This is a genomic window from Novosphingobium sp. EMRT-2 (genome assembly GCF_005145025.1).
In the GTDB taxonomy this organism is placed as follows: domain Bacteria; phylum Pseudomonadota; class Alphaproteobacteria; order Sphingomonadales; family Sphingomonadaceae; genus Novosphingobium.
The window spans coordinates 87,939-114,500 of sequence record NZ_CP039697.1; the positions used below are offsets into that span (position 1 = coordinate 87,939).

Genomic DNA, 26,562 nt, shown 5'->3' on the forward strand with positions numbered 1-26,562 from the left:
GCTATTCGTCGCCCCCGTCGGTCGGGGCGGTGTGTTCAAGGCCCAGCAAGGTGCCCGCGCCCGACACGACGATGCGATCGTTCGCGCGCAGCGCGGCGGCGGGAACGAACCAGCCTTCGCGGCGCGGGACCGCGCCTTGCAGGGTCACGCGCTCGAAGCCGTCGCGCCCGGCCATGCGGTACGCGCAGAGCGCGCCGTCCACCCGCACCAGCGCTTCGCGCGGGATCAGGTATCCACCCTGTGTTCCGGCACCCGTGCGATGCGCCGCCAGGATGCGCCCCACGCCCGCGCGGGCCACGGCAGCGCCACGGAGCAGCGCGAGCGTGCCGGCCGTCTGCAATTGCGTGTCGCCCATCGCGGCGGGGCCAAGCGCCCGGACACCGATCTGCTGGTCGCCGGCATCGATCGTGATCGCGGAGCCGGCCGGAACAACGCCGTCGGGGAAATCGATGCGCAGGACGGCGACGCTGCCCGCCGCCGCGTCGCGCGCCAGCGCGGGCACGCTCCGGCAACCCAGCCGGGTAAGGCCCGCGCCGAACTCCAGCCCGATCCGCTGGCAGGCCGCGCCCAGCCGCGCCCGGTCGGCGATGGCCTGCGAACGGGCGGCTTCCACATCGCGTTGCGACGCGCCCTGGTCGGCGCTGGCCAGGCTGGCCAGCCGCGCCGCCTCGTGTCCCGACGCATCGGCGGCGGCCGTCGCGGCGGTCACTTCGGCGGCAATCGCCGAAAGCGCGGTGAGGTCAATCGCGCGGGCATAGCCGGCCGTTTCCGAGCGCTGCGTAGCCGGCATGGGCGCGCCAAGCCTGATCCCGGCGCGCGCCTGCGCCCCGGCGTCCAGATGCAGTCCCGCGCCGGCAGTCGATACGGGAGGGTCGGAATCGCCGGCCTCGGCATTCGCATCCATGCGCGAAACCGCAAGCAGGGTGCCCAGCACGCCCGCGCCCATGCCGCCCAGCACCAATCCCGCCATGGCCAGCCGCCTCATAGCTGCTTCTCCAGCATGGCGACGAGGCGCTTGCGATCGATCATGGTTTCCGGTCCTTCCAGCGGCTGCCGCAGGGCGTCTTCCAGCGCGGCGTCTGCCGCTCGAAGGCGCGCAAGCGCGTCGATTTCGGCGAGGCGCGCTTCCAGCGCCGCGATCTGCGCGCCGGCCCAGTCCGCACGACCGACCGCGCCCTTGGCAAGCTGAGCATCGGCGCGCCGGGCCACGGCTTCGGTCTGCGGCAATTCGGCGCGGCGCACGCGATCGAGCGCTGCTCCCGCCGCCGCCCGTTCCGCCCGGGCGCTCGCGATCGCGGCCTGTGCCTGTGCGAGCGCGGTTTCGATCGCCGCTCCGGCCTGTGCGCGGCGCGCTTCGGCCGCGCGGATCGCGGCGCGGTTGAGATCGAACGACGGCACCGTCAGGTTGATCGCGAAGGGCAGCTTCACCAGCCCGCGCTCCCAGGTGTAACCCGGCCCCAGGCTGACGGCGGGATACTGGCGCGCCAGCTCGCCGCGCAGATCGGCCTCGGCCTGATCGTAGGCGACGATGGTCTTGAGTACGTCGGCGCGGCCGGCCACGGCGCGGGCGATGGCGGCGGGCGGCGGCAACGGCGTGTCGGCGGGCGCGGCGTCGAAACCGTCCCATGCGACATCAACGCCGTCGAGCGCGGTTGCGGACAGACCCAGCACGCCCGCCATCGCGATGCGCGCCTGTTGCGCGCGCCGCTGCTCGTCTTCCAGCGCCCGCGCCGCCTGCGCGCGCTGCGCGCGATAGGGGAAAAGGTCCAGTCCGGCGATCTCGCCCCGTGCCGCGCGCTGTTCCAGCACCGCCAGTTGCCGGTCACGCATGGCGACGATGGCCGCGCCGAGTTCCGCCTGCCGGCGCGCGATCAGGTGATCCGCCGTCGCGCGCACCAGCGCCATGCGGTCGGCCCACGCCACCTCGGCCAGATCATAGCGCGCCGCAACCACGCCAAGGTCCGCCCGCGCCAGCCGCGCGCCGCGCCGGCCGCCGATGTCGAGCGGCAGGTCCACCCCGCCGCCCAGCAGCCATGGCGAGGACGTCGACGGGTCGTTGGCGTATTCGCTGCTCAGCGTCAGCGTGGGCGATCCCACCTTGCGCGCGCTGCGCGCGTCGCGCCGCGCGGTTTGCAGCGCCGCGCGCGCCTCGGCCACGCGCGGATCGGAGGCGAGCAGGGCTGCGAACAGCGTGAGGCGATCGATACGGCCGGCTTGTGCGCCGGGCGCGAGCAGCACCGCGTCGCGCTCCGCCGCCGGCGCATCGAACGCGCGCGTCGTCTGGCTGGCGATGCGCGCCTCGAGATGGACCGGCGCGGGCGCGACATGCGTGCAGCCGCCTATCCCCGCCAGCAACAGCGGCAGCGCCCGGCGATGGAGCCGGCACCCGGCTTGACGATCGCGTCCCATGTGCCCGTCCCCCAATATCTGAAAGCGTAACCGGGCCGTCGAACGCGGGAAAGGCCAGAACACGATGATGACAGGAGTTTAATGAACGGGGCGGCGGTGACCGGCGTGAGGATACCGGCCACCGCCACAGGCGGCGCGCGCCGTCAGTACTTCACGCGCACATCGAGCAGGAACGAGCGCGGCGGCAGGAAGTTGAACTGATCGTCCACGCCATAGCTCTTGCCGTTGGAGATCGCCGTGATCGCGCGGTTGTTGAACACGTTGGAAACGTTCACGCCGATGCGGAAACGCGAGCCGATTTCCTGGCTGATCGCGAAATCGCCGACGCTATAGGGCTTGATGCGGTAGTTGCGTGGCCCCGTGCCGCTGTATTCGCTGGCGTATTGCGGGCCGGTGTACTTCTGCGTGAACGAAACGCGCAGGCCGTTGTGGTTGTAGAAGAAGCCGGCGGCCGCCGTCGAGAACGGCGCCTTGGCCACCTGCGCGCCGGTGGTCACGCTGTGGGCGTAGTTGTACGATCCGTTGGCGAACAGCGTCAGCCCGCGCACCGGCATCACGCTGACCTGGCCTTCCACGCCCTTGTAGCGGACCTGCCCGATGTTCACGAGCGCGTTGGTTGGCGCGCCGGCGGAGGTGTCGCTGGCGATCTTGTTGTTCACGTCGATGATATAGCCATCGACATCAACCGAGACCTTCTCGCCGTGCCAGACGGTGCCGACCTGATAGTTGGTAGAGGTCTGCGGCTTCAGCGCGGCGAGGTTCTGTTGCTGGATGGCCTGGTTGGTCGCCGTGTCGGACGCGGTGTAGAAGCTCGACAGGTCGGGCACGTACATGCCTTGCGCGTACTGGCCATAGAACGACCAGTTCGAGCGCACCATCCAGTTGACCGTGGCGAAGGGCAGTACCTTGGTCCAGGTCGCCGACGTGTCGATCGGCGTGCGCGACTTCTGGTTGACGCTGGCATTGATCGAGCGGTTGAAGTGGACGTACTTCACGCCCGGCGTAATCGCCAGCCCCTCGAACGGGCGGAACTCGAACTCGCCGAACAGCTGGTACTGGTTCCAGTCGGAATGCTGGAGATAGCCGACATTGGCAATCGAGATCGGCGGCAGGCTAGCCTTGGCGGCCGTGCCGTCGGCGAACTTCTCGTTGTAGCTCGGAAGGCCCGTGGTCCGGTCCAGGTCAAGCAGATGGCGATCGGTGGCGGCATGCTCGAACCAGCCGCCGACGCGGATCTTGCCCATCGAGAAGTCGTAGTTGATCTGGCCGATGTAGCCCAGCACCCGGTACTTGTTGAGCTTGTCGTAGCCGAGAATATCGGTCGCCGCAGACGGCGCGGTGACGGCCTTGTAGGGCGAGGTAGCCGTGCTCGCACCCGAGAAGCCGGTCACCACGCTGCCGGTGTTCCCCGAAAGCGTGTTGTTGGTGTACCCGTACATGTAGGCGCGGTTGTCCATCGAGAAGCCGCCGCCCAGGTTGCTCTGCAGGCGGAGTGGAGTAGGAAGCGCATAAGCGCTTCCCCTCCCCGAACCGTACGTGCACCTTTCAGCGCATACGGCTCTCTATTCAACCTTGGCCCAAGGCCATGGCGACATCATGATAGCGGGAGGTGACGGTGTTTCGAAGCTCGTCCCGATAGATGTAGGGATTTCGCTCCGGATTCCGCCACCGGAACTGCATCTTCTGGCTTGTGACCAGTCGTCGCAGTGCCTTGCCGACGGCATTGCCCTGATTGCTTCGACCGTAGACCAGCCACGTTTTCGATTGGCCGGTTTCCGGCATGCGGTACCATTTACGCATCAAAGGCTTGATACGGGACCGGTACTTCTGCGCCAACCAGTGCGCCATTTTCCAGAACACGACGGTGTCGATGCGCCGGAATGTGCGCGCCGTGAAGTCGGTGAACCTGTAGAACGCAGCCCACCCCGCCAGCTGGCGGTTCAGGCCGTCGATCATGTCCACCGCGGCAACCTCATGATTGCCGGAGAGTACCTCGACCAATCGGCGAGCAAAGGTCTTGGCCTTCTCCTTGGGTATCGTCGAGACCACGGACATGCGTCCGCTCGATCCCCGCCTGCGGATAATCCGGTGCCCGAGGAACACGAACCCGTCGTCGACGTGAGTGATATGGCTCTTGTCCATATTCAACGTCAGCTTCAGGTCGTCTTCCAGAAAGGCCCGGCATTCCTCGCGGATGGCCTCGGCATGTGCCTTGGTGCCCTTGACGATGACAACGAAGTCATCGGCGTAACGGCAGTAGGCGACAGCAGGTTTCCATTGCCGGTTCTCGCGAACCGTGATGGGGCGCCCCTGCTGGATGCCGAAGTTCCATGCCCAGCGATCCTTTCGCGCCTTGTCGCTCAGGTATTTCGCCTCCAGCCACGCATCAAACTCATGGAGCATGATGTTGGACAGGAGCGGCGATAGCACGCCGCCTTGCGGTACACCTTCGCTTGAGGCGACGAACAGGCCACGGTCGATGTGGCCAGCCTTCAGGAATCGCCAGAGCAGATCAACAAACCGATCATCCCGGATTCGCCGCCGAACGCAGCGAAGCAGAAGCCGGTGGTGGACCGTATCGAAGTAGCTCGCCAGATCACCTTCGATGATCCAGCGGCCCCGCGTTCCGGCACCACTATCCTGCAACTGTATCTTCACGGTCCGGACAGCGTGATGCACGCTGCGTTCCGGCCTGAAGCCGTAGGAGAGGCGATGGAAGTCGCTTTCCCAGATCGGCTCCATGGCCATCAGCATCGCGCGCTGGACGATGCGGTCCTGCAGGGTCGGGATACCCAGTGGTCGTTTCTTGCCATTGGCTTTCGGGATATAGATTCGCCTGACCGGCTGCGGGTGATAACTCCCCGTCAGCAAGTCCGTTCGCAGACTGGCCAGCTGTTCTGCCAATCCGGCCTGCATCCGTTGCTTGTCCATTCCGTCGATGCCCGGCGTATTGGCGCCACTCGACGCCAGCACGATCCGAGCCGCCTCGGCAAGCCACGCCCGATCGGCAATGAGCCGGAGAAGGCGATCGAACTTGCGGTTCTGGTCGCTCTCGGCCCACGTCGCGAGCTTGTGCTGCATTTCGCTGATTATCAAAGGTCTTCACCTCGTTTGGTCAGGTAGTTTGCACTTCAAGCTGATTGAACTGTCCCCCTTCGCCATGTGACAGGCTTTCCCTGTCGCGGACTACTACGGGGACTCCGCCAGCATGGTGGACATCGGGGCCAACTCCCTTGGCATTCCATCATGCCTTCCCTCGTTCATATGCTGGACTTTCGCGCGCTGGGGAGGCTGCCGGTCGCAGTCCTTGTCCTTGCGTCCCGCAAGTCGATGCCGATGCCATGGCCTGGCTGCATTCTCTCCATGGCTCCATGCGGGCGACCTACATATACGCCCGCATTCGGATGCCGCCGACATACGTCTCCGGCGCCATCATCAGCATTCCGCCTGTTAAGCCGTGTAGGCGAAGGCGACATTTCAGCCCTCGGATGCGGATTAACCGGTTCGTGTTCCTCAACCTTCCAGCGCTACAGCCTCGGGGACCATCTCGGCGTAACGGCTTCGCCTCAATCCCCTTTACCTGCGGGCTACGTCACCCTGCCAGTTGACGGCAGGTCACCGCCGCTTGGGCTCATGCCCCCTCACAGCAGAGGGCAAGGCATTCGTTCAATTCCTCCTTTCTCCTTTGCATTCCAGTCATATGCACCCCGGACCATCCGGGACGAGGCGCACTGTACGAGAAGTCCGTCGTTTTGTCGGTGCGGTTGTACTTCCAGTAGTCCTGCTTGGTGGGATCGTTGCCGAGGCCATAGTTCCGGCCATATTGGCCGATCTGCGAGGTGGCCGTGCAGTTGTCGGCGGTAAGCTGGGTTCCGGCCGGCAAGGCTGTGCCGCCGGTGCCACAGGTCGCGCCCTTCAGCACGTCGGACTGGTAGTAGTAGTTGCGGTTCCAGGTCGACAGCAGCGTCAGCGTGTTCGAGGAGCCGATCGGGACCACCGCCTTAGCGAACAGGTTCTTCGACTGGACCGGTGAATAGGTCAGCGCGCCGTCGGACTGGAGATACTGGCCGCCCAGCATGAACTTGGCGCCGCCCAGCTTGTCGATCGCGCCCGACTGGAACTCGGCACGGCCGATGAACGTGTTCCAGTTGCCGATCAGTCCTTCGACCTGCCCGCCCATCTGGTCCTTCACCGCGCGCGAATACATGTTGATGTTGCCGCCATAGGTCGCCTGGCCGAGCTGGCTGGCGTTGCCCGGGCCGCGATCGACCACCACCGTCTCGATCGTGGTCGAAGGGAAGAACGCGGTCGAATGGTGGGTGGGGTTGTTGGTGTCGGCAAACGGGATCGAATCATAGGTGACGTTGTAGTCGCCATCCTGGAAACCGCGGATCGTCGCCTTGGTCTCGCTGAAGCCGGCACCGTTGCTGCTGCCGCTGATCGAGACGCTGGGGGTGATCGCGATCAGCTGATTGAAGTCCGCCGTCGGGGAAACGGTGCTGTCGATGTATTCGCGGCCCACAGCGGCCTGCGGCTGCGTGGTCGTCAACGAGGCGGTGATCTGCGCGGCCTCCGCCGCTTTCGAGCCGATTACGATGATGTCGGAGGAGGTCAGCGACTGGCGGTCGTTGGCCTGCCCGGCCTGGTTGGCGCTGGTGGACTGCTCGTCCTCCGCCGCGCTGGCGGCCGCTGCGTCGGCGTCGGCGGTTTCGGCGGCGGTTTCAGCAGCACGGGCCGCGGCCGGCAGCGTGGCGGTGAGCAGGCTCGTCGCGGCCAGAAGCGCGGCGCGGTGGTAGGTCTTGGTCATGATGCCCTCATGGTTCGGAAGAAAGGAACGGATCGGCCGCTGGCGCGGTCAGTGCGTGGAAAGTTCGGTGCGTGCGGCGGCGATGCGCGCGGCAAGCCGGGGGTCCGCCAGAAGACGTTCGGCGACGAGCGTGCCGACGACATGGCCGGCTTCGAGATCGGACAGGTAGTGGACGCCGCAGACCGCGCGGCTCATCGCATAGTCGTCCGCACGGGCAAGGATCGCGGGCGCGCGGTCCGGCATCAGGCGCACCAGCGTCCAGGCCAGCGCATAGCCGATGCTGGCATGGCCGCTGGGATAGGATCGCGGCGCTGCTGTCGCGTCCTTCTTGCCGCAATGCGGCAGGGCCGGATCGGCGCCATAGGGGCGCAGGCGGGCGAAGTGATCCTTCGCCACGACCACCGCGCCCTCGGTCTCCTCGGTCACGATGCCGAGCAGTGCGGCCGTTTGCGGCAGCGTGGCGAGATCGCGGCCGACCACCGCGTTAAAGGCGGAAGCGTTTTCGTGCGCGCCGTCCCAGCGCGCCTGTTCGAGCCGTTCGGGGCTGGCCGCCGCGATGATCCGGCGCACCTCGTCCAGTTCGCGCGTCTCGCGCGCCGATCCCGCCGCCGGGGGTGGGGGCAGCAGGCGTTCGGGCACGAAGGCCGATGGGTCGAGGTAATGCGTCGCCTCCGGTTCCGCGCTGGCGGGGGCGCAGGGTGCAAGAAGACAGGCCGCGAAAGCAGCCAGAACGTGCCTGGTGGCTGGCATTGGAATGTTCCCTCGTCGCGCCCCGGTCCGGATCAGACCACAGGTCACGAGAGGGGCGCTAGGCGGGGTCCATGACGGAAAGGTGACAGGCCGCGAGTCGCGCGCCACAAAACCGTCAACATTGCAAATTTAGAATGTAGCGTTCAGGCGGCCGGGACCGCGTCAGGCAGGGCGGGCAGGCGGATGCGGACCTTGAGGCCGGGCGCGTTGTCCGCCAGTTCCAGCGACCCCTGATGGAACCGCACGATCGCGCGGGCGATCGCGAGGCCCAGCCCGCTGCCCCGGCGCAGCCCGGACCCCTTGCCCCGCTCGAATGGCAGCAGCACGCGATCGCGCTCGCCTTCGGCCAGGCCCGGTCCGTCGTCATCGATCGCGATCAGGGCGGATTCGCCAGCCTGTTCCAGCGACAGCGTCGCGCGCGTCCCGGCGGGCGTGTGCGTGACCACGTTTTCCAGCAGGTTGACGATCATCTGGTTGAACAGGTCCGCGTCCCCACGCACGCGCACCGGTTCGAGCCGGCCGAGTTCCAGCGCGCAGCCGGCATCGGCGATGACCGGCTCCATCGTTTCGGCGATGTCTTCCAGCATGTCGCGTAGCGGCAGGTCGCGCACGGCAGACGGGTGGCGCCCCGTCTCTATCTCGGCCAGCCGGAGCAAGGCATCGAAGATCGCGATAATCGAGGCGCATTCGCGTTCGGCGCGTTCGAGCAGGTGCGCGCGGTCGGCCTCCGCCGTTTCCGCTGTCAGCAACCCGCGCAGCCGCGTCAGCGGCGTGCGCAGGTCATGCGCGAGATGGCTGGAGAACTGGCGTTGGGTGTTCACCATGTCCTCCATCCGGTCGAGCATCCGGTTCAGGCTTTCCGCCTGCACCGCGAACATTCCGTCAAGCCGGTCGGATGGAATGCGACGGGTGAGGTCGCCCTGCGCGATGGCGTCGGCCGCCGCCTGCGTTTCCGCCAGACGCCGGGCGGTCAGGCGCGCGAACAGGATCGTGGCGGCAAGCCCCACCAGCAGCGCGGACACGAAGATCGCGGCAACCACGGAAGGGAGCAGGGCGCGCAGGCTTGCGGCTGCCTCGCTGTGCTGCACCACCACGAACAGGCTGCCATCGGGCCGTCGCGTGGCGAGCGCGCGCCCTTTCTGGGGCTTCCTGCCGCCGCCCATGAAGGTGACGTCCGAATAGCCCGGTTGCGGCGCGGCCAGGTCCAGCCTTCCCGCCATGAGCCGGCCGGTGGCATCGTAGAACAGGTAGGTCCTCTCGCTCAGCATCTTGCGCCGCTGCCATTCCTGGATGCGGGCGATGACATCGGCATCGGTTGCCGGCCCCGTGGCAACGGGGCGCAGGAACTTGGCTACGTGAACCTGCAAGGCATCGTCGATGCGCTGGGCGATCCGTTCCTCGGCCACCAGGAAAACGATCACGCCCATGGCGAGCATGGCCAGTGCGAACGCCACGCCGAACTGGATGGCGAGCCGCCCCGGCCCAGGTGCGCGCCGGGCGGCCGACGCGGTCACCGGCACCGCTCCGAACGCAGCACGTATCCCGAGCCGCGCAGCGTGTCGATCGGGTCGCAGCCCAGTTCCTCCAGCCGCGCGCGCAACCGGCTCATGTTGCTTTCCACGATGTTGGTGGTGGGCGTGAAGGCATAGCCCCAAACGCTTTCGAGCAACATTCCGCGCGTCACCAGCCGGTCGGCGCAGCGCATCAGGTGGGCAAGGAGCGAGAACTGCTTGCGGTTGAGTTCGATGGTGCGGTCGAGAAACAGCACCGAATGGCTGCTGGGGTCCAGCTTCAGCCTGCCGACCGCCAGCCCGGTGTCGGAAGGGGGCGTCGGCGCGGCGCGACGGGTCACGGCGTTGAGGCGGGCCACCAGTTCGTCCATGTCGAACGGCTTGGCCAGATAGTCGTCGGCGCCGGCGGCGAGGCCTTCGATGCGGTCCTTCACCGTGCCGAGCGCGCTGAGCATGACCACCGGCGGCAGCCTGCGTTCAGCGCGCAGCCGCGCCAGCACCTCAATCCCGCTCATGCCCGGCAGCAACCGGTCGAGAACCATGCCCGAAAAGCGCTGGCGCTCGACCGCCGCGAGCGCGTCCTCGCCCGAGGCGACCCGTTCGGGCCGGTAGCCCAGCGTGCCCAGGCAGGCCGTGATGTGGTCGGCAATCACGGCATCGTCTTCCACCACCAGCACACGCACGGCCGCCTCCTGTTTCCGGAAGGCTTTTGCGATGGAGATGTGACTGTTGTGAGACGGAGTGGCGAAATCAGGCGCGTGTCAGCGCAACCGCAAGCCCTGTTCCAGCACGGGCACGAGCCAGTCGAGGAAGGCGCGCAGCCGGTGGGAAAGCTGACGGCGGTGGGGATAGACCAGAGAGACTGGCAACGGTTCGGCCCGATGATCCGGCAGCACTGCGATCAGCTTCCCGCCGGCGATATGATCCGCCACGTCATAGGCGGGGATTTGGATCAGCCCGAGACCGGCCAGCGCGCCGGCGATCAGCGCTTCGGCGCTGTTGACGGTCAGCCGGGCGCGCAGGGAACGGGTCAGGACCTGCCCGTTATCGATCCACTCCCACGGCTCTACCCGTCCGGTGGTGGGGGAGGCGTAAGCCACGGTCCAGTGCCGGTCGAGATCCGCCGGGGTGTCAGGTGTGCCATGCGTGGCAAGATAGCCGGGGCTGGCGACGTTGATGAGTTCCAGCTCGCCCAGCCGCCGCGCGATCAGGCCGGAATCGGCGAGTGGCCCCACGCGCAGCGCGCAATCGATGCCGTCTTCCACCAGATCCACCGCACGGTCGCGCACGCCGAGTTCGATGTCGATGTCGGGATAGGCGGCCAGAAATCCGGGCAGCGCCGGTGCCACGATCAGTCGGCCCACGCGCCCCGGCAGATCGACGCGGATGCGCCCGGACGGTGTCGCGCCGGCCTGGCGGAACAGCCCCTCGGTCTCCTCGAAATCGGCAAGAAGATTCTGTGCGCGGGCGTAGAGCGCTTCGCCATCGGAGGTCAGTGCGACGCGCCGTGTCGTCCGGTTGAGCAGGCGCGTGCCGAGCCGGGCCTCAAGCTCCTGAACGGCCGCCGAAACCGAGGAGCGTGGCAGGCCCAGAGTGTGCGCGGCGTGCGTGAAGCTGCCGGCCTCGGCCACGCGCGTGAAGATGCGGAAGAGATCGACGCGATCCATTGTTCGTTAATTCTGGCTAATAATGCCAGGATTACAAGCTTTATCCCACAATTTCCGCAAGTATCACAGGGCCATGCATCACGCATGAGCACATTTGACGTGGGAGACCAGAATGACGGATCATTCGATCAAGGGAAAAACGGCCATCATCGCGGGAGGCGGCAAGAACCTGGGTGGCCTTATTGCCCGTGATCTTGCCGCGCAGGGCGCGCGGGCGATCGTTGTCCATTACAACAGCGCGGAGACCGCCAGTGCCGCGCGCGAAACCGTGGCCGCGATTGAGGCGGCCGGCGCGCAAGCGCTGGCCATCCAGGCCGATCTGACGACGGCGGGCGCGGTCGAAAAGCTGTTCGCGGACGCCGTCGCGGCGTTCGGCCGGCCCGACATCGCGATCAACACCGTCGGCAAGGTGCTGAAGAAGCCGGTGCTCGAAATCAGCGAGGCGGAATACGACGCGATGAGCGCGATCAACGCCAAGTCCGCGTTCTTCTTCATCAAGGAAGCGGGCCGCACGCTCAACGATCACGGCAAGATCGTTACGCTGGTCACCTCGCTGCTCGGCGCGTTCACGCCGTTCTATTCGACCTATGCGGGCACCAAGGCGCCGGTCGAACACTTCACCCGCGCGGCGGCCAAGGAATTTGGCGAACGCGGCATTTCGGTCAACGCAGTCGGCCCCGGCCCGATGGACACGCCGTTCTTCTACGGCCAGGAAAGCGCCGATGCGCAGGCCTATCACAAGAGCGCGGCCGCGCTTTCCCCGTTCACCGATACCGGCCTTACCGACATCCGCGACATCGTGCCGCACATCCGCTTTCTGGTATCGGACGGCTGGTGGATGACCGGACAGACCATCCTGGTAAACGGGGGCTACACCACCAAGTAGCGCAACCGGTCCGCAAGCCGGGTCTTGCCTGCCCGGCTTGCGGACCGATCCTTTATTGCCCCTCGATCCGCTTCAGGAACTGATCGAGCGGGCACAAGCCCTTGATCCCGCGCGCTTCGCAGCCCGCGATCGGGAGGACCGGCGCGGACGGGGGCGAGGCTGCGGTCAGGGTGGCGGCGCTGCGGATCTGGGAAAGCGATTGCGTGCGATAGCGCACGCGCACGAACAGCGCGCCATCGGCCGCGCGCAACCGCTCGAGCACCAGTGCGCCGCCGGGCGAGGGATCGTCGGCGGCAAGCCCGGGCGCCTGCCAGTGGACGTCCAGCAGCCCGCCGAGATTGGCGACATTGGTATCATGCCCGGCGATCATCGTGACACGGGTTTCGCCGGTCAGACCTTCGCGCACGATCGGCGCCAGCCCGGCGAAATTGGTCAGCGCGACATAGTGGGGACGGGCGAGCAGGCGGAATTCGAGCGCGTGGAAGGCGGAAAGGCGGCCGATGTCGGCGGCGCTGGCACGGCCCCAGCCAACCTGGGCCAGCGGCTTGCCTTCGGCATATTCGAGCAGCAGGATCTGCGCGGCCGTCGATGCCCGGTCGAGCGCGCCGGACAGTTTGGGGCGTCCATTGGCCTTTGCCGGCACCAGCGCGGTCGGTTGCGCGGATACGCCACAGCCCGCCCGGCGCGCGCCGCACAGGATCGCGTCCAGGCGGGCCAGCAGGGGGCGGTGGGCGGCGGCGATTGCGCCGATACCATCGGGAGCGGTAGCGGCCCGCACGGCGGCGTCCGCTTGCGTGGAATCGTAGGGTGAAAGGCCGGCTTCGATCGCGTTGAAGCGCGGGTCCGGTTCATCCTGCGGTCTGTGATCGATCGATAGCGCGCATCCGGGCGCCAACGCGTCGCTCCAGCTTTGCGCCGTGGCTATCGTGCGCTGGTCGCTGTCGGCGACGATGCGGACGGCGGCGGGCTGCGGGCAGCCGTGCGCCGGCATCAGGCCTTCGGTGCGAAGCCGGGCTCCGTCCCAAGCCCCGAGACGCGAAACCGCAAGCGCGCCGTGCGGAGTCAACCAGCCGGGCTGGACCGGCCAGTCGGGCCAGCGTTCGGGCGTGACATCGGCGGGCATCGCCGGGGTCTTGGTGGGCGGACGCACGCCGTGGCGCATGACCAGTACCACCCGGTCCACCACCAGCGGCGCGGCAGCGGGCGCGCGATGCGCGTGCCGGCGCGGCGCTGCCTCGACCATCGGGGCTAACGCGAGGGCAAGGGCCGCGCCCGCGCCCATCGCCAGAACCACGCGCTTCAACGCCATCGAACGCCTCATCAGAAGTGGACCTGCACGCCACCGCGCAGTTGCGCGCCATAATGCTCGCGCTCGACGAGGTAGGGCTTGCTGCCGATATAGCGCCGCCAAGGCGCGTCGGTAAGGTTGATCGCATCGCCGAACACGGTCACCTGCGGCACGACCTGGTAGCTGACATGAAGATCGAGCTGGCCGTTGGCGTCGGTGTACTGGTCGGTGGCGGCGCTGCCGCCCAGCGTATCGAGATAGGCCGAGCGGTAGTTGAAGGCGAGCCGCGCCGAGAGGCCGTACTTTTCGAAGAACAGTTGCACGTTGCCGAGGTCGCGCGATTGGTAGCCCAGCGGGATGGCGCCGGGGCGGATGGCGTTGGCCGTGGCATGGCCCCAGACGTGGGTGTAGTTGGCCGAAACGCCGAAGCCGCCGAGGAAGCCGGGCAGGCCGGTGAACTGCGTCTGGAGGTTGAACTCCACGCCGCTCACCGTCTCGCGGTCGGTGTTGACCGGCTGCGTCACCGTCGCCGCTGCATAGGTGACGCCGCCGGCGGTGATGTTGCTGCCCTGGCGGAAGGCCGAATAGATCGGGTTGTCGATGTTCTTGTGGAAGAAGCCGGCCGAAAAGATCGCGCCGGCGGTGGGGTAGTATTCTATCGAGAGATCATAGTTGCGCGCCCGGTAGGGCTTGAGATCGGGGTTGCCCAGCGCGATCGCGGCCAGCGCCGGGTTCGAGGTGTCCACGCTGACGAACGGCGCCAGCGTGCTGTAGTTGGGCCGCCCGATCGAGGTGGTAACGGCCCCGCGCAGCACCAGGTTGCGCGCCGCGTCGATGCGCGCGTTCAGGCCGGGGAAGGCATCGGTATAGCTCTTTGCGCCGAAGCTGTTGAAGCCATCGTTAAGCGTTGATGCGGCGTTGACGATCTTGGCCTTGGTCCGATCCCGCGTGTGTTCCACGCGCACGCCGGGCACCAGCGTCAGCGCGCCGATGCGCAGCGTGGCCATGGCATAGCCGGCAATGATCTGCTCGCGCACATCATAGTCCGAAGCGAGCGTCGCGGAAAGCGAACCGGCCGCATCGACCTTGCCCACGGCGGGATTGGCGAGGAAATAGGCCCGCGCCGCGTCGTAGTCGATGCGGTTGCCGAACGTGAACTGGCTGCCGTAGAAGCTGGTGTCCTCGGTGGCGGCGACGTTGCCGATCGTCCAGGGGGTGCTGCCCGCGGTGTAGTTGGTGCGGTCGCGGTCGTCCGCCTTGTGCCGGTCGAGCACCTTGAAGCCGATCTTGATCGAGGAATCGTCTCCCAGCGCCAGCGGATGCGTGTAGTCGGCGCGGCCCTGCCACAGTTCCTCGTAGGCGTGGCGGGTCTCGAAGTTGACCTTGCTGAAGGTCAGCGAAGGGTCGGTGAAAGCCGCTGTCGTCGGCACCAGCGTGTAGGGTTCGGTCGACGGGTCGTAGGTGAGCGTCAGTGCGCCCTTCTTGGTGGTGAAGGTGAACTCGCTGCGGATCGGGTCGGTCTTCACCGCCTTGGTCCAGTTGGCCGACAGTTCCAGTGTGCCGCCGCCGAGGTTGGAAAACTCGCCGCCCAGCGTCGCCGACTTGGTGTTGTCGTTCTCCTCGCGGTGCCGCACCAGGATCGTGCCGGTGCCTTTCAGCGTAGGGTTATAGGCGGTGACGGCAAGACGGTTCTGGTCGCGCGTCTCATGGTCCTCGAACTTCGAATAGCTCGTCTTGAGGTAGAGCTTCACGTCGCTGCTCGGCCGCCAGTCGAAGTTGCCGACCACGCCAAGCCGCGTGCGGGTGAGGTTGTAATCGCGCAGGCCGTTGCCATCGGGCACGCCCGCGGCGTTGTAGTTGGTCGAGCCCTGGAAGTTCTCGCTTTCGATCGGTCGGCGCGAATAGTTGACCGACACAATCGCGCCGAACTGTTCGCCGGTGCCGAAGCGGCCGCCCACGGTGCCGTCGATTTCGTAGGGTGACTTGCCGTTGAGATCGTATCGGCCGACCGAGGCGCGCCCATCGAGGAAGAACGGCTTCTTGCTGTCGAAGCCGGTGCGCGTGCGGATCGCCACTTCGCCGGCGATGGCGTTGGCGTCCTGGCTCGGCAGCAGCGACTTGGTGACCGCGACCGACTGGATCATCGCCGAGGGCAGGTCGTCCAGCTTCACCTGGCGGCCGTCCGGTTCGGGCGCGGGCAACGTCTGGCCGTTGAGCGTGACGTTGAGCAGGCCCGGATCGATGCCACGGATGATCGCGTAGCGGCCTTCGCCCTGGTCGTTGGCGACGGACAGGCCGGGCAGGCGCTTGATCGCTTCGGCGACGTTCTGGTCGGGCAGTTTGCCCACATCGTTGGCGTGGAGCGTTTCGATCGTGTTGGTCGCCGCCTGCTTTTCGGCGGCGGCCTCGCGCTGCGCCGCGCGCACGCCGGTGACGATGATTTCGGGCTGCGGGCTGCTATCGCCCGCGCCGGGCTCCCCCGGCACCGCGGGCGCCGCCTCGCCATAGCGGCCCGCCACGATCACGTAGATGCCCTCGCCGGTGCTGCGCGCGGTCAGCCCGGTATCGGCCAGCATGTGCGCCAGCGCCTGTTCCACGGTCATCCGCCCCGCGATCGCACGGGTGTGGCGGCCGCGCGCGACGCTACCCGAAACCACGATCTGCACGTTGGCCTGCCGGGCGATCTGGCGGACGGCACTGCCCACGTCCTGCGCGGGCACGTCGAAGGTGACCGCCTGTGCCAGCGCGGGAAACGCGACGAGACCGGCCGCGACGAATGCGAAGGCGGAAACCTGACGAAACTTCGGCAGCATTGAAAGACCCCCATGAACGCCCGGAAAAGGCGGGTTCGGGGTTCTGACGGAGCAGCACGGCATTTCCTTATCCGTTGCGGCGTTTTTTTGGTGTCGGATTGTTTCGCCGCCCCTCCGTTTCCGGACCTGATCTATTTGCGGGCGGAAATGACGATGTCGTCTTCACCGATGGTCGCGGTGCCGTTCACGCTGGCCGCGACCGCGCGAGCAAAGCCGATCGGATCGTTCATCCGGAATGCGCCGTAGAGCGGTTCTCCCGCCAGCCGGGCCGGATCGGCCAGCCGGACCTGCAGATGATTGTGCCGGTTCATTTCCGCCACCGCCTCTCCGATCGGTTCGCCATCGAGTTCGAGCTGCCCGCTGGTCCAGCCGAGCGCCCGATCCATCGCGGCGGCGGACAGGATCTGGATCGGCGGAGCGGAGGCGTTGCCGGCGGCACGCGGGAACCGCGCCCGGTTCCCGGCAACGAGCCGGGTCAGCGTGCTGCCGGCCTCCACATTCACCGCCCCTTCGCGCACCAGCACGTCGACGAAGCCCGCGTCGGTGTCGTCGGTGATCTGGAAGACGGTGCCGACGTCGGTGATGGTCACGTCGCCCACGATCACGCGGAACGGCTTGCCGGGATCGTGGGCGACATGGAACAGGGCCTTGCCGCGCACCAGACGGGTGACGCGCGCGTCGTCATTGATGCGGACATCCACACGGCTGCCGGCGTCGACCGACACGGACGATCCATCGCGCAACGCCAGCGCGCGCACTTCGCCACGATCCGTTTCGAACGTTTCCGCACGAGGCAGGTTGAGGAAGCCCAGCACGGCGAGCGAGGCAGCCAGTACCGCGCCCGCTGCAAACCAGCGCCGGCCCTTAGCCGGGCTCTTATCCGCGATTTCGATCGGAAGCGGCGTTTCCGATGGCGCGCGCCGGTCTTCGGGAGAACCGCCGCCCAGCATGGCCAGCGTGGCCTGCGCGCGCAGCAACGCGCCGGCACGCGCTGGATCGGCGTTCAGCCAGTCTTCCAGTCCGGGATGCGCGTCGGACGGCGCCGCATCAATCCGGGCCGCCCAGGCGGCGGCCTCGTCTTCAACCGTAAACCCCGAATTTCCGCCGCTCGTCAACGTCCGTAAAGTCCTTCTCGCGCGGGCTGTCGCCAGGGCCGCATCCGGGGTCCGTGCGCAGCGCCCGCTGGATCGCGCGCAGTGCCTTCTGCACGTCGTTCTCCACCACGCTTTCGCTGACGCCAAGCCGTTTCGCGATTTCCCTTTGGGATAACCCTTCCATCCGTTTCAGCGTGAAGATCGTCCGGCACCGGTCGGGCAGGTCCGCCAGCAACCGGTCCACCAACCGGAGCTGCTCGCGCGCCGCGACCGTCGCTTCGACGCCAACTGCTTCATGCTCGACGAACAGGTTGGCATTTTCCGTAACGTCCTCGAACCGGATGATCCGTTCGCGGCGCAGCCGATCACGCCGCAGGTTCTTGACGATCTGCATGAAATAGGCGCCGGGCCGGTCGATATGGTCGACGCTGCGCAGGGTGGCGAGCCGGCAATAGGCATCCTGCACCAGGTCGTCCGCATCGGCATCGCACACACCCGCGCGCCGCAGGGCGGAGCGAACCTGCGGTTCCTGCGGCACCACGTAAAGGGCCACCCAGCGGATGATGTCTGATGGAGCTGCTGGCACGGTGCGATCTTTTCCGGATCTCCGCGCTAGGTTGCATTTGCGTAACCTTCATGACAGCGACGGGCCGATCGCCGCTGCCGTTCAGAACACCAGGCGCTCCACGCCCATGACGATTTGCCGGGCGGGCACGGCATCCACGCCGTTCAGCCGAACCTTGCGCATCTCGGCCAGCGGCAGGACGACGCGCAGGCTCGCTGCCGGTGCCGGCGCTGGACCGTCCCACCGCGACACGATGTCCAGACCATCGGCGTTGGCCGTCACCGTCACGCGCCACAGCGGCGGACGGGAAGCATCGGGCCATCCTTCGCCTTCGTCGTGGAAGCCTTCCCATTCCCGCGTTCCCGTGGCCGGGGGATAGAGCAACACCGCCGGCTCCATCGGCCTCGGCGCGAAACCGCCGCGCGCAAGATCAAGAAACACGCCGCTGCCTTCGCGGGCGAGCATCGGTGGCAGGCCTTCCAGCGGCGCGGGCAGGACGTGGGACTGGCCACCCGCATGGCGGCGGTCATCGCGCAAGTCGAACCAGTCCGCGCCGGCCGGACAGTGCACCGCGCGCTCTACCGTGCCCTTGTCCATCGCCGGGGCGACCAGCAGATCGGGGCCGAGCAGGTAGTCGTCGCCATCGGTCCACGCGGCGGGATCGGACGGGAAATCATGCCACAGCGGGCGGGTGACCGGCTCGTAATCGGCATGGTGGCGCCAGAGCAGGTGGCCAAGCTGCGGGATCAGCGCCTGCCGCAGCGCCATCAGCCGCACGATCGCCGGGGTCGTCTCCGGATACATCCACGGCTCGTTCACCGTGCGGTCGGTGTTCCAGCTGTGGATCGAGAAGCGTGGCATCAGAATGCCCGCCTGCACCCAGCGCAGCAGCAGTTCGGGTTCGGGCGCGGGGCCGGCGAAGCCGCCGATGTCGTGCCCGTGGTTGGAAACGCCCGACAGCGCCAGGCCAAGGCCCATCTTCTGGTTGAAGCGCAGCGATTCCCAGCTGGTGTTGTTGTCGCCCGACCATGTCTGCGCATAGCGCTGCATACCCGCCATGCCCGATCGCGTGACCACGTAGGGCCGGTGCCGCGGATCATGCGCCCGTTGCGCCTGGCGCGAGGCGCGCATCATCAGCAGGGTCTGCACCGGCCGTTCGGCGGCGGCCGGGCGGGGCGCGCCGAACCCGTCGATGCGCGCGCGCCGGTCCCATATCTCGTATTCGTTGTTGTCGTTCCAGGTGGAGGCGATGCCGTAATCGAGCAGTTGCGCCGTTACCTGCGCGCGCCACCACGCGGCCGCATCGGGGTTGGTGAAATCGACGTAGGCGCCGAGCTCGTCCCAGAACTGGCATTCGATCGGATCGCCGTCGGCGTCCTTCACGAACCAGCCTTTCGCCGCAAGGTCGGCATATTGCGGGTGATCGCGCAGCAGCGCCGGCTTGATGTTGGGCACCAGCCGCACGCCTGCTTCAGCGAAGGCGCGCACGAAGCCTTTGGCATCGGGGAACTTGTCGGTGTTCCAGTGGAACACGTAGCGCTTGTCGCCGATCGAGGTGTAGCCGGACGACAAGTGGAACGAGGTGCAGCCGATGTCATGCTCTTCCAGCTTTGCCAGGAATTGCCCCATCTGCCGCTGCGCGTCAGGCGCGTCGGTGTAGGTCATCGTCGATCCGGAATAGCCGAGCGCCCAGCCGGGCATCAGCGCCGGGCGGCCGGTCAGCCAGGTGAAGCGCCGCGTCACCTCGGCCACGTCCGGCCCGGCGATCATGTAGTAATCGAGATCGCCCGATTCCGCGCGCATCGTGCGGTAGAGGCCATGATAATTGTCGTATTCCTGCCCCAGATCGAACACCGGGTCGGCGGTGGTGTCATAGAACACGCCGTGCGCGCTGCCGTCGCCGGCAACCACCAGCAGATAGGGGATCGACTTGTAGAGCGGGTCCGAGGAGCGCGCGTCATAGCCCATGGGATCGAGATTGGTCAGCCGCAGCCGGCGTCCGGCACGGTCCATCGGGCCGGAGCGTTCGCCCAGGCCAAAATAGCGCTCGCCCGGCTGACGCGCGACATAGTGATAGGTCGCTTCGTCCCACCACCCGAAATTGTAGGGCTGGGTCGGGCGGTCGGCGCTGATGACGGTCCAGTCCGCACCCGATCGCCGCGACCACGTGCTCAGGAATCCGGTGCGCGTGATGGCAAGCCGCAGGCGGGTCGTCTCGACGACGATGTGGTGCTCGTCCTCGCTTACGGTAAAGCCCGGAGTCGCGAAGTCCGAAACGTCCATGCGGTCGCGCCCGGGTTCGGCCACGTCCTCCTGTCCCGGTGCGATCGCCCAGCTGGGCGGGGAAGTGACGGTCCCCTGTGCCAGCAGCAGCACGCGCATGATGTCCTCCTCCAGCACGAAGACATGCGCCACCACGCCGGTATCGGCGTGCAGCGTCACGCGTGCGCCGTCGCGCGCCGCGATCGAGAAGCGGGGAGGATGGGACAGGCGCGGCTTGGGCATCGATCAGGCCTTTGCGGGGAGGGTAAGGTGGCGGCGCAGCGCGATCAGCCAGATGGCGCCGATCAGGTCGAACAGGCCGAGGCAGGCGAACAGTGGCGCATAGCCGACCGTGTCGGCCAGTTGCCCGATCGCCAGCGAGAACAGCAGCCCGCCCGTCCACCCGGCCATGCCGACCAGGCCGTTGGCCTTGGCGACATCGGAGCGGGGAAAGACGTCGGCGGAAAGCGTGTTGATCAGAACCGAGATCATCTGGTGCGCGAAGCCGCCGACCGACAGCAGCGCGATCGCCAGCAGCGGATGCGCGACCAGACCGACAAGCCCCGGCCCGATCATCAGCACCGCGCCCAGGCAGATGCCCGCAATGCGCGAAGACTCCAGCGACAGGCCCCAGCGGCGCTGGAATAGCGGCGCCAGGTATCCCCCGATGATGCCGCCCGCGTCCGCCGCCAGAAACGGCAACCACGCGAACATCGCGATCTGCGTCAGGTCCATGTGCCGCTCATTCGCGAGATAGAGCGGAATCCAGAAGCTGAAGGTCTGCCAGGCCGGCTCCGCCAGGAAGCGCGGCACCGCGATGGCCCAGAAGCGGGGCGCGCTAATGATGGCGCGGATCGTGGTGTTGCCCGCGTCCGCATCCACAGCGCGCTGTCCGTCGGCGATCAGGCGCCGTTCCTGGTCGGTGAGAACGCGCGATTGCGCCGGCGGGCGATAGAGGCGCCACCAGGCGAGCGCCCAGATCAGCCCGATCGCGCCGGTGACGAAGAAGCCGGCCTGCCAGCCCCACTGCTTGGCGATCAGGGCCACCACCACGGGCGCGAGCGCGGCGCCGGCGGCGGTGCCGGCGTTGAACCAGCCGGTCGCGATCGAGCGTTCGCGATCGGGAAACCATTCGGCGATGGCTTTCATCCCGGCCGGGATCGTGGCTGCTTCCGCCATGCCCAGCAGCCCCCGGAACACCGCCAGCGAAAACCACCCGCGCGCAAAGGCGTGGGCCATGTTCGCCAGCGACCAGGCGATGGCGAACAGCGCGAAGCCAGCGGTCAGACCGATTCGGTCGATAACCATCCCCGCGACCGGCTGCATCACCGTGTAGGCGATCTGGAAAGCGCCGACGATGTAGCTGTACTGCTGCGTCGATATCGACAGTTCCAGCTTCAATTGCGGGGCCAGCACGCCCAGCGAATTGCGCGCGAGATAGTTGATGACGGTGCCGACCATCACCAGCAGCAGGATGCGGACGCGAACGGCGCGCCAGTTGATCGTCATGGGCCTCTCCGGGATTTGCGGACGCGCATTTCTCCGCGCGCCCGCTTCGCATCATCGCGGCAGTATCGGCATGCGTGTCACCAGTTCCACATCGTGCCGTCCGCAAGGCGGGCGACGGGCAGGTAGGCGGGTTTGTAGGGGTACTTGGCGGCGAGGGTTTCGTCGATGTCGACGCCATGGCCGGGCGTTTCCCCGCAGAGCAGGAAACCATCGGCGAAGGTATAGTCGTGCGGGAAGACCGCGTCGGTTTCCTCGGTGTGGCGCATGTATTCCTGGATGCCGAAGTTGGGCACCCAGGTGTCGAAATGCAGCGCGGCGCCCATCGTCACCGGGGAAAGGTCGGTCGCGCCGTGGCAGCCGGTGCGGACCTGGTAGAGCGCGGCCAGATCGGCCAGCCGGCGCAGGTGCGTCACCCCGCCCGCGCCCACGATGGTCGCGCGGATGTAGTCGATCAGCTGGTTTTGGATCAGGTCGCGGGCGTCCCAGATCGTGTTGAAGATTTCCCCCACCGCCAGCGGCGTGGTGGTGTGCTGGCGCACCAGCCGGAACGCTTCCTGGTTCTCCGCCGGGGTGCAGTCTTCCAGCCAGAACAGGCTGTAGGGCTCCAGCGCCTTACCCAGCTGCGCCGCCTCCAGCGGGGTATAGCGGTGGTGGCCGTCGTGCAGCAAATGGTAGTCGAAGCCGTAGGTTTCGCGCAGCTTGTCGAACAGCTTCGGCACATAGTTGAGCGCCTTGCGCGTGTCCCACCCGGTCACGGAGGGCAGCGCGGCGTCGGCCGGTTCGTAATAGAGCTTGCCGCGCCCCACGCCATAGGCGTCCTTGATCCCCGGCACGCCGGTCTGCGCACGGATCGCCTTGTAGCCAAGGTCGATGTAGTGGCCGACGGCATCGACCGTTTCGGCGATGTCGGCGCCGTTGGCGTGGCCATAGACCATCACGCCATCGCGGCTGCGCCCGCCCAGCAGCTGGTAGAGCGGCATACCCGCCATCTTGGCCTTGATGTCCCACAGCGCGACGTCCACCGCCGCGATCGCGCGCATCGTCACCGGCCCGCCGCGCCAGTAGGCGCCGCGATAGAGGTATTGCCAGATGTCCTCGATACGGCGCGGGTCCATGCCGATCAGGCACGGGATCACGTGGTCTTCCAGATAGGACACGACGGCCAGCTCGCGCCCGTTCAGCGTGGCATCGCCGATGCCGAACACGCCTTGGTCGGTCACGATCTTCAGCGTGACGAAGTTCCGCCCGGGGCACGTAACAATCACCTTGGCGGCTTCAATTTTCATGGAATCCCTCGCGATATGGCGGCCATATTGGTATGACGACTTGACGGTTCGAATTTGGTCTGTCAAGTTTTTTGAAATTGGTAAAGCCACGGAGGCGGCATGAGTTCGACGGGATCGGCGCAGGAACGGCTTTATCAGGATCTGGCGCGGGCGTTGCTGGATGAACTGGCATCGGGCAAGTATCCCGTCGGCGCGCGCCTGCCGGCCGAGCGCGAACTGGCGGTGCGTTATAATGTGAGCCGGCCGACGGTGCGCGAGGCGATCATCGCGCTCGAAGTGCAGGGGCTGGTGGAAGTGCGCGTGGGCTCGGGCGCCTATGTGGTGCGGCTGCCCGGCGGCGATGACATGCCCGGCTTCAACGTCACCGCTTTCGAGCTGACCGAGGCGCGCCTCCTCGTGGAAGGCGAAACCGCCGCGCTGGCGGCAACCCAGATCACCGACGAGGAAATCGCCGAGCTGGAGGAACTGCTGCGCGCCATCGCACGCGAGAACCTCGATCCCGCCGGATCGGACAAGGCCGACCACAGCTTCCATGTCGCCATCGCCCGGGCCACGCGCAACAACGCCATGATCGAGATCGTTGAGCGGCTCTGGAACCAGCGTTACACCTCGCCCGAAGCCTCGCTGCTGCACGAAAAGGCGCGCACCGCGAACATCAAGCCGGTGGTCGATGAACATACCGCCGTGCTGGAGGCGTTGAAGCGTCACGATCCCTCCGCCGCCCGCGCGGCGATGCGCGCGCACTTGTCCGCCGTGCTGGAAAGCCTGCTCTTCGCCACCGAGGAACGCGCCGTGGCCGAAGCCCGCCGTGCGGTGCAGGCCAAGCGCGATCGTTACGCGCGCGCCACGGCCTGACAATACTGGCTGAATACACCGAAAGACATCGCCGAACCCATGCCACGATCCCTTGAACTGCATCCCGATCGCCTGCTGCCGGCGGAACCTTCGGTCCGTGTCCTGGCGCGCGCCTTGTACGCCGATATCGCGGACTTGCCGATTGTCAGCCCGCACGGCCATACCGATCCGCGCTGGTTCGCCGACAACGCGCCGTTCGGCAACGCCACCGATCTGCTGCTGGTGCCCGATCACTACGTGTTCCGCATGCTCTATTCCCAGGGCGTCGCGCTCGAGGATCTGGGCGTGCGCAATCCGGGCGTCGATCCGCGCGCGGCGTGGCGGCTGTTCGCCGAACGCTATACCCTGTTCCGGGGTACGCCATCGCGCATGTGGCTCGACTGGGTCTTTGCCGAAGCCTTCGGCATGGGCGTGCAACTGGAGGCCGAAACCGCCGACCTCTATTTCGACACGATCACCGAAATGCTCGCGACCGACAGCTTTCGCCCGCGCGCGCTGTTCGACCGCTATGGCATCGAAGTGATCGCCACCACCGAAAGCCCGCTCGATACGCTGGAGCATCATGCCGCGATCCGCGCCGAGAACGCGCGGGCGGGCGGCTGGCAGGGCCGGGTGATTACCGCCTATCGCCCGGATCCGGTGGTCGATCCCGAGTTCGAAGGCTTTTCCGCCAATCTCGATGCGCTGTCCGCGCTCACCGGCGAGGATTGCCGCACGTGGCGCGGCTATCTGGCTGCGCATCGCCAGCGTCGCGCCTTCTTCGCGCGGATGGGCGCTACCAGCACCGACCATGGCCATCCCACCGCGCAGACCGCCGATCTTTCCCCGGCGGAGGCCGAGGCGTTGTTCGGCAAGGTCTCGACCGGCGCATTCACCCCCGCCGAGGCGGAACTGTTCCGCGCCCAGATGCTGACCGAAATGGCGGCGATGAGCTGTGACGACGGGCTGGTCATGCAGATTCACCCCGGATCGTTCCGCAACCACAACGCGCCGTTGTTTGAACGCTTGGGCCGGGACAAGGGCGCCGACATCCCCACGCGCACCGACTATGTCCACGCGCTCAAGCCGCTGCTCGACCGCTTCGGCAACGCGCGCGATCTCTCGATCATTCTCTTCACGCTGGATGAAAGCGCCTATGCCCGCGAACTGGCCCCGCTGGCCGGGCACTACCCCTGCCTCAAACTCGGCCCGGCGTGGTGGTTCCATGACAGCCCGGAAGGGATGCGCCGCTTCCGCCTGATGACCACGGAAACCGCCGGCTTCTACAACACCGTGGGCTTCAACGACGATACCCGCGCATTCCTGTCGATCCCCGCGCGGCATGACGTTGCCCGCCGCATCGATTGCGGCTTCCTGGCGCAACTTGTGGCGGAACATCGCATCGAGGACTGGGAAGCGGCGGAGCTCGCGCGCGATCTCACCTACAATCTCGCCAAGCGGGCCTACAAACTCTGACCTGACGGGATCGCTTGATGAGACTTTCCACCGCTGCCGCCAGCCGCCTGTCCGCCGATGTCGTCCGGCCCGGCTACGACCGCGCCGCGCAGGCGGTGGGGATCGTCCACTTCGGCATCGGCGCGTTCCACCGCGCGCATCAGGCGTGGTACACCGACCTTGCCATGGGGCATGGCGATCGCGACTGGATGATCACCGGCGCTTCGCTGCGTTCGGCCGATGTCGCCACGCAGATGAACCCGCAGGATGGCCTCTACACGCTGAGCGAACGGTCCGCCGCCAGCATCGGGGTGCGACTGGTCGGATCGGTGCGGCGCGTGCTGGTGGCCAGCGAGCAGCCGGAGGCGGTGATTGCCGAACTGGCCGCGCCGTCCACGCGGATTGCCAGCTTCACCGTGACGGAGAAGGGCTATTGCCGCGCGGCGGACGGGTCGCTCGACTTTAACCTCGCCCATTCGCAGAGCCTCTATTACTTCGTGACGCAGGGCCTGCGTCGCCGCCGCGATGCCGGATTGCCGGGGCTGACGCTGCTGTCCTGCGACAATCTTGCCGACAACGGCCGCCAGCTCGAGGCGCTGATGCAGGCCTATATCGCGCGGCACGAACCGGACCTGGCCGCCTGGTTCGCGGACAATTGCACCTGCCCGGCGACGATGATCGACCGGATCGTGCCGGCGACGACCGACGCCGACCGAAAGGCCGTGGCCGGGATCTCCGGGCTGGACGATGCCGCCGCCGTCGTCACCGAACCGTTCAGCCAGTGGGTGATCGAGGACCGCTTCGCCGGGGCGCGTCCGCGCTGGGACGCGGTGGGAGCCGAACTGGTGGCCGATGTCGCCCCATACGAAACAGCCAAGCTGCGGATGCTCAACGGGGCGCATTCGGCACTGGCCTATCGCGGGTTGATGGCGGGGTATGGCTACGTCCACGAGGCGATCGCCGATCCCGACCTGCGCGCCATGGCCCAACGCCTGATGCTGGAGGAGGCCGCGCCCACGATCGCTGCCGCGCCGGGTCAGGACTTGCCGGCCTATGCCGCGGCGCTGATCGAACGCTTCGCCAATCCGGCGCTCAACCACCGGCTGATCCAGATCGCCATGGATGGCAGCCAGAAGATTCCGCAACGCTGGCTGGAAACGCTGGCCGCGAACCAGCGGCAGGGCCGATCCTGCCCGGCGATCCTTTCGGCGATCAACGCCTGGATGAACCATGTACGCGGCGACAATACCGCCATCTGGGGGCCGGTGGACGATCCGATGGCCGATCGCCTGCGCGCCTTGTGGCAGGCAGGCGAGCGTTCCGCTGTCGCGCGGGCGTTGTTCGGCGCCGGCGGCCTGTTCGCGCAGACCTGGACCGCCACCGACGACGATCTTGCCGCGCTTTCCTGAAGGCTGGTCTTGAACCG

20 protein-coding genes are annotated in these 26,562 nt (G+C 67.1%); 4 read left to right on the forward strand and 16 right to left on the reverse strand.

Annotation, left to right across the window (positions count from 1 at the left end; genetic code table 11):
- Position 1 precedes the first annotated feature (1 nt).
- From FA702_RS18625 to FA702_RS18665, 9 genes are all read right to left on the reverse strand, one after another.
- A complete protein-coding gene (locus FA702_RS18625; RefSeq protein ID WP_136957629.1) occupies positions 2-985 on the reverse strand; it encodes a hypothetical protein in 984 nt (327 codons plus the stop codon).
- On the reverse strand, positions 982-2,409 hold the full coding sequence (locus FA702_RS18630; protein ID WP_136957630.1) for a TolC family protein: 1,428 nt from the start codon (positions 2,407-2,409) through the stop codon (positions 982-984). Before FA702_RS18630 ends, FA702_RS18625 begins: the two co-directional genes overlap by 4 nt.
- A 143-nt stretch (positions 2,410-2,552) precedes the next feature.
- The gene (locus FA702_RS18635; RefSeq protein WP_370385542.1) at positions 2,553-3,896 is read right to left on the reverse strand and encodes a TonB-dependent receptor domain-containing protein; all 1,344 of its coding nucleotides are present in this window, start codon (positions 3,894-3,896) and stop codon (positions 2,553-2,555) included.
- Between the two features lie 79 nt (positions 3,897-3,975).
- Positions 3,976-5,505: a group II intron reverse transcriptase/maturase gene (ltrA, locus tag FA702_RS18640; RefSeq protein WP_210417560.1), complete on the reverse strand. Its 1,530-nt coding sequence runs from the start codon at positions 5,503-5,505 to the stop codon at positions 3,976-3,978.
- Between the two features lie 535 nt (positions 5,506-6,040).
- Entirely contained in the window at positions 6,041-7,216 is a 1,176-nt protein-coding gene (locus tag FA702_RS18645) for a TonB-dependent receptor plug domain-containing protein (protein WP_136957632.1), read from the reverse strand.
- 48 nt (positions 7,217-7,264) lie between these two features.
- Entirely contained in the window at positions 7,265-7,966 is a 702-nt protein-coding gene (locus FA702_RS18650) for a phosphatase PAP2 family protein (RefSeq protein WP_136957633.1), read from the reverse strand.
- A gap of 143 nt (positions 7,967-8,109) precedes the next feature.
- Entirely contained in the window at positions 8,110-9,480 is a 1,371-nt protein-coding gene (locus FA702_RS18655) for a HAMP domain-containing sensor histidine kinase (RefSeq protein WP_255504881.1), read from the reverse strand.
- On the reverse strand, positions 9,477-10,160 hold the full coding sequence (locus FA702_RS18660) for a response regulator transcription factor (protein WP_136957634.1): 684 nt from the start codon (positions 10,158-10,160) through the stop codon (positions 9,477-9,479). The genes FA702_RS18655 and FA702_RS18660 overlap by 4 nt, the downstream gene beginning before the upstream one ends.
- Positions 10,161-10,238: 78 nt before the next feature.
- Entirely contained in the window at positions 10,239-11,144 is a 906-nt protein-coding gene (locus tag FA702_RS18665; RefSeq protein ID WP_136957635.1) for a LysR family transcriptional regulator, read from the reverse strand.
- Positions 11,145-11,256: 112 nt separating this feature from the next.
- Between FA702_RS18665 and FA702_RS18670 the strand changes: the two genes are divergently transcribed.
- Positions 11,257-12,030, forward strand: coding sequence for an SDR family oxidoreductase (locus tag FA702_RS18670; RefSeq protein WP_136957636.1), 774 nt, complete (start codon positions 11,257-11,259; stop codon positions 12,028-12,030).
- 52 nt (positions 12,031-12,082) lie between these two features.
- Here FA702_RS18670 and FA702_RS18675 read toward each other — a convergent pair whose 3' ends face one another.
- From FA702_RS18675 to manD, 7 genes are all read right to left on the reverse strand, one after another.
- Positions 12,083-13,339 (reverse strand): histidine-type phosphatase, encoded by a 1,257-nt coding sequence (locus FA702_RS18675; protein WP_255504882.1) that lies wholly within the window; start codon positions 13,337-13,339, stop codon positions 12,083-12,085.
- Positions 13,340-13,350: 11 nt separating this feature from the next.
- Positions 13,351-16,131, reverse strand: coding sequence for a TonB-dependent receptor (locus FA702_RS18680; RefSeq protein WP_136957637.1), 2,781 nt, complete (start codon positions 16,129-16,131; stop codon positions 13,351-13,353).
- A gap of 131 nt (positions 16,132-16,262) precedes the next feature.
- Positions 16,263-17,246 (reverse strand): FecR family protein, encoded by a 984-nt coding sequence (locus tag FA702_RS18685; protein ID WP_136957638.1) that lies wholly within the window; start codon positions 17,244-17,246, stop codon positions 16,263-16,265.
- Positions 17,212-17,811, reverse strand: a complete 600-nt coding sequence (locus tag FA702_RS18690) for an RNA polymerase sigma factor (RefSeq protein ID WP_136957639.1) — start codon at positions 17,809-17,811, stop codon at positions 17,212-17,214. The genes FA702_RS18685 and FA702_RS18690 overlap by 35 nt, the downstream gene beginning before the upstream one ends.
- An 81-nt stretch (positions 17,812-17,892) precedes the next feature.
- Complete coding sequence (locus tag FA702_RS18695; protein WP_136957640.1) at positions 17,893-20,295, reverse strand: TIM-barrel domain-containing protein; 2,403 nt, start codon at positions 20,293-20,295, stop codon at positions 17,893-17,895.
- Between the two features lie 3 nt (positions 20,296-20,298).
- A complete protein-coding gene (locus FA702_RS18700) occupies positions 20,299-21,561 on the reverse strand; it encodes an MFS transporter (RefSeq protein ID WP_136957641.1) in 1,263 nt (420 codons plus the stop codon).
- A 77-nt stretch (positions 21,562-21,638) separates the two neighbouring features.
- Positions 21,639-22,847, reverse strand: a complete 1,209-nt coding sequence (gene manD / locus FA702_RS18705) for a D-mannonate dehydratase ManD (RefSeq protein WP_136957642.1) — start codon at positions 22,845-22,847, stop codon at positions 21,639-21,641.
- A gap of 99 nt (positions 22,848-22,946) precedes the next feature.
- Here manD and FA702_RS18710 point away from each other — a divergent pair, with 99 nt between their 5' ends.
- From FA702_RS18710 to FA702_RS18720, 3 genes are read left to right on the forward strand one after another with little or no spacing between them, the layout of a single operon-like run.
- On the forward strand, positions 22,947-23,702 hold the full coding sequence (locus tag FA702_RS18710) for a FadR/GntR family transcriptional regulator (RefSeq protein ID WP_124809536.1): 756 nt from the start codon (positions 22,947-22,949) through the stop codon (positions 23,700-23,702).
- 39 nt (positions 23,703-23,741) lie between these two features.
- The gene (uxaC, locus tag FA702_RS18715; RefSeq protein WP_136957643.1) at positions 23,742-25,157 is read left to right on the forward strand and encodes a glucuronate isomerase; all 1,416 of its coding nucleotides are present in this window, start codon (positions 23,742-23,744) and stop codon (positions 25,155-25,157) included.
- Between the two features lie 17 nt (positions 25,158-25,174).
- Positions 25,175-26,545 (forward strand): mannitol dehydrogenase family protein, encoded by a 1,371-nt coding sequence (locus tag FA702_RS18720; protein ID WP_136957644.1) that lies wholly within the window; start codon positions 25,175-25,177, stop codon positions 26,543-26,545.
- Positions 26,546-26,562: the final 17 nt, after the last annotated feature.

Bases quoted from the DNA above. Each gene is read 5' to 3' on its own strand.
- manD (WP_136957642.1), bottom strand. From the start codon at position 22,847: ATGAAAATTGAAGCCGCCAAGGTGATTGTTACGTGCCCCGGGCGGAAC.
- FA702_RS18720 (WP_136957644.1), top strand. From the start codon at position 25,175: ATGAGACTTTCCACCGCTGCCGCCAGCCGCCTGTCCGCCGATGTCGTC.
- FA702_RS18675 (WP_255504882.1), bottom strand. From the start codon at position 13,339: ATGGCGTTGAAGCGCGTGGTTCTGGCGATGGGCGCGGGCGCGGCCCTT.
- FA702_RS18665 (WP_136957635.1), bottom strand. From the start codon at position 11,144: ATGGATCGCGTCGATCTCTTCCGCATCTTCACGCGCGTGGCCGAGGCC.
- FA702_RS18630 (WP_136957630.1), bottom strand. From the start codon at position 2,409: ATGGGACGCGATCGTCAAGCCGGGTGCCGGCTCCATCGCCGGGCGCTG.
- FA702_RS18650 (WP_136957633.1), bottom strand. From the start codon at position 7,966: ATGCCAGCCACCAGGCACGTTCTGGCTGCTTTCGCGGCCTGTCTTCTT.
- uxaC (WP_136957643.1), top strand. From the start codon at position 23,742: ATGCCACGATCCCTTGAACTGCATCCCGATCGCCTGCTGCCGGCGGAA.
- FA702_RS18695 (WP_136957640.1), bottom strand. From the start codon at position 20,295: ATGCCCAAGCCGCGCCTGTCCCATCCTCCCCGCTTCTCGATCGCGGCG.
- FA702_RS18710 (WP_124809536.1), top strand. From the start codon at position 22,947: ATGAGTTCGACGGGATCGGCGCAGGAACGGCTTTATCAGGATCTGGCG.
- FA702_RS18670 (WP_136957636.1), top strand. From the start codon at position 11,257: ATGACGGATCATTCGATCAAGGGAAAAACGGCCATCATCGCGGGAGGC.
- FA702_RS18625 (WP_136957629.1), bottom strand. From the start codon at position 985: ATGAGGCGGCTGGCCATGGCGGGATTGGTGCTGGGCGGCATGGGCGCG.
- FA702_RS18645 (WP_136957632.1), bottom strand. From the start codon at position 7,216: ATGACCAAGACCTACCACCGCGCCGCGCTTCTGGCCGCGACGAGCCTG.
- FA702_RS18680 (WP_136957637.1), bottom strand. From the start codon at position 16,131: ATGCTGCCGAAGTTTCGTCAGGTTTCCGCCTTCGCATTCGTCGCGGCC.
- FA702_RS18700 (WP_136957641.1), bottom strand. From the start codon at position 21,561: ATGACGATCAACTGGCGCGCCGTTCGCGTCCGCATCCTGCTGCTGGTG.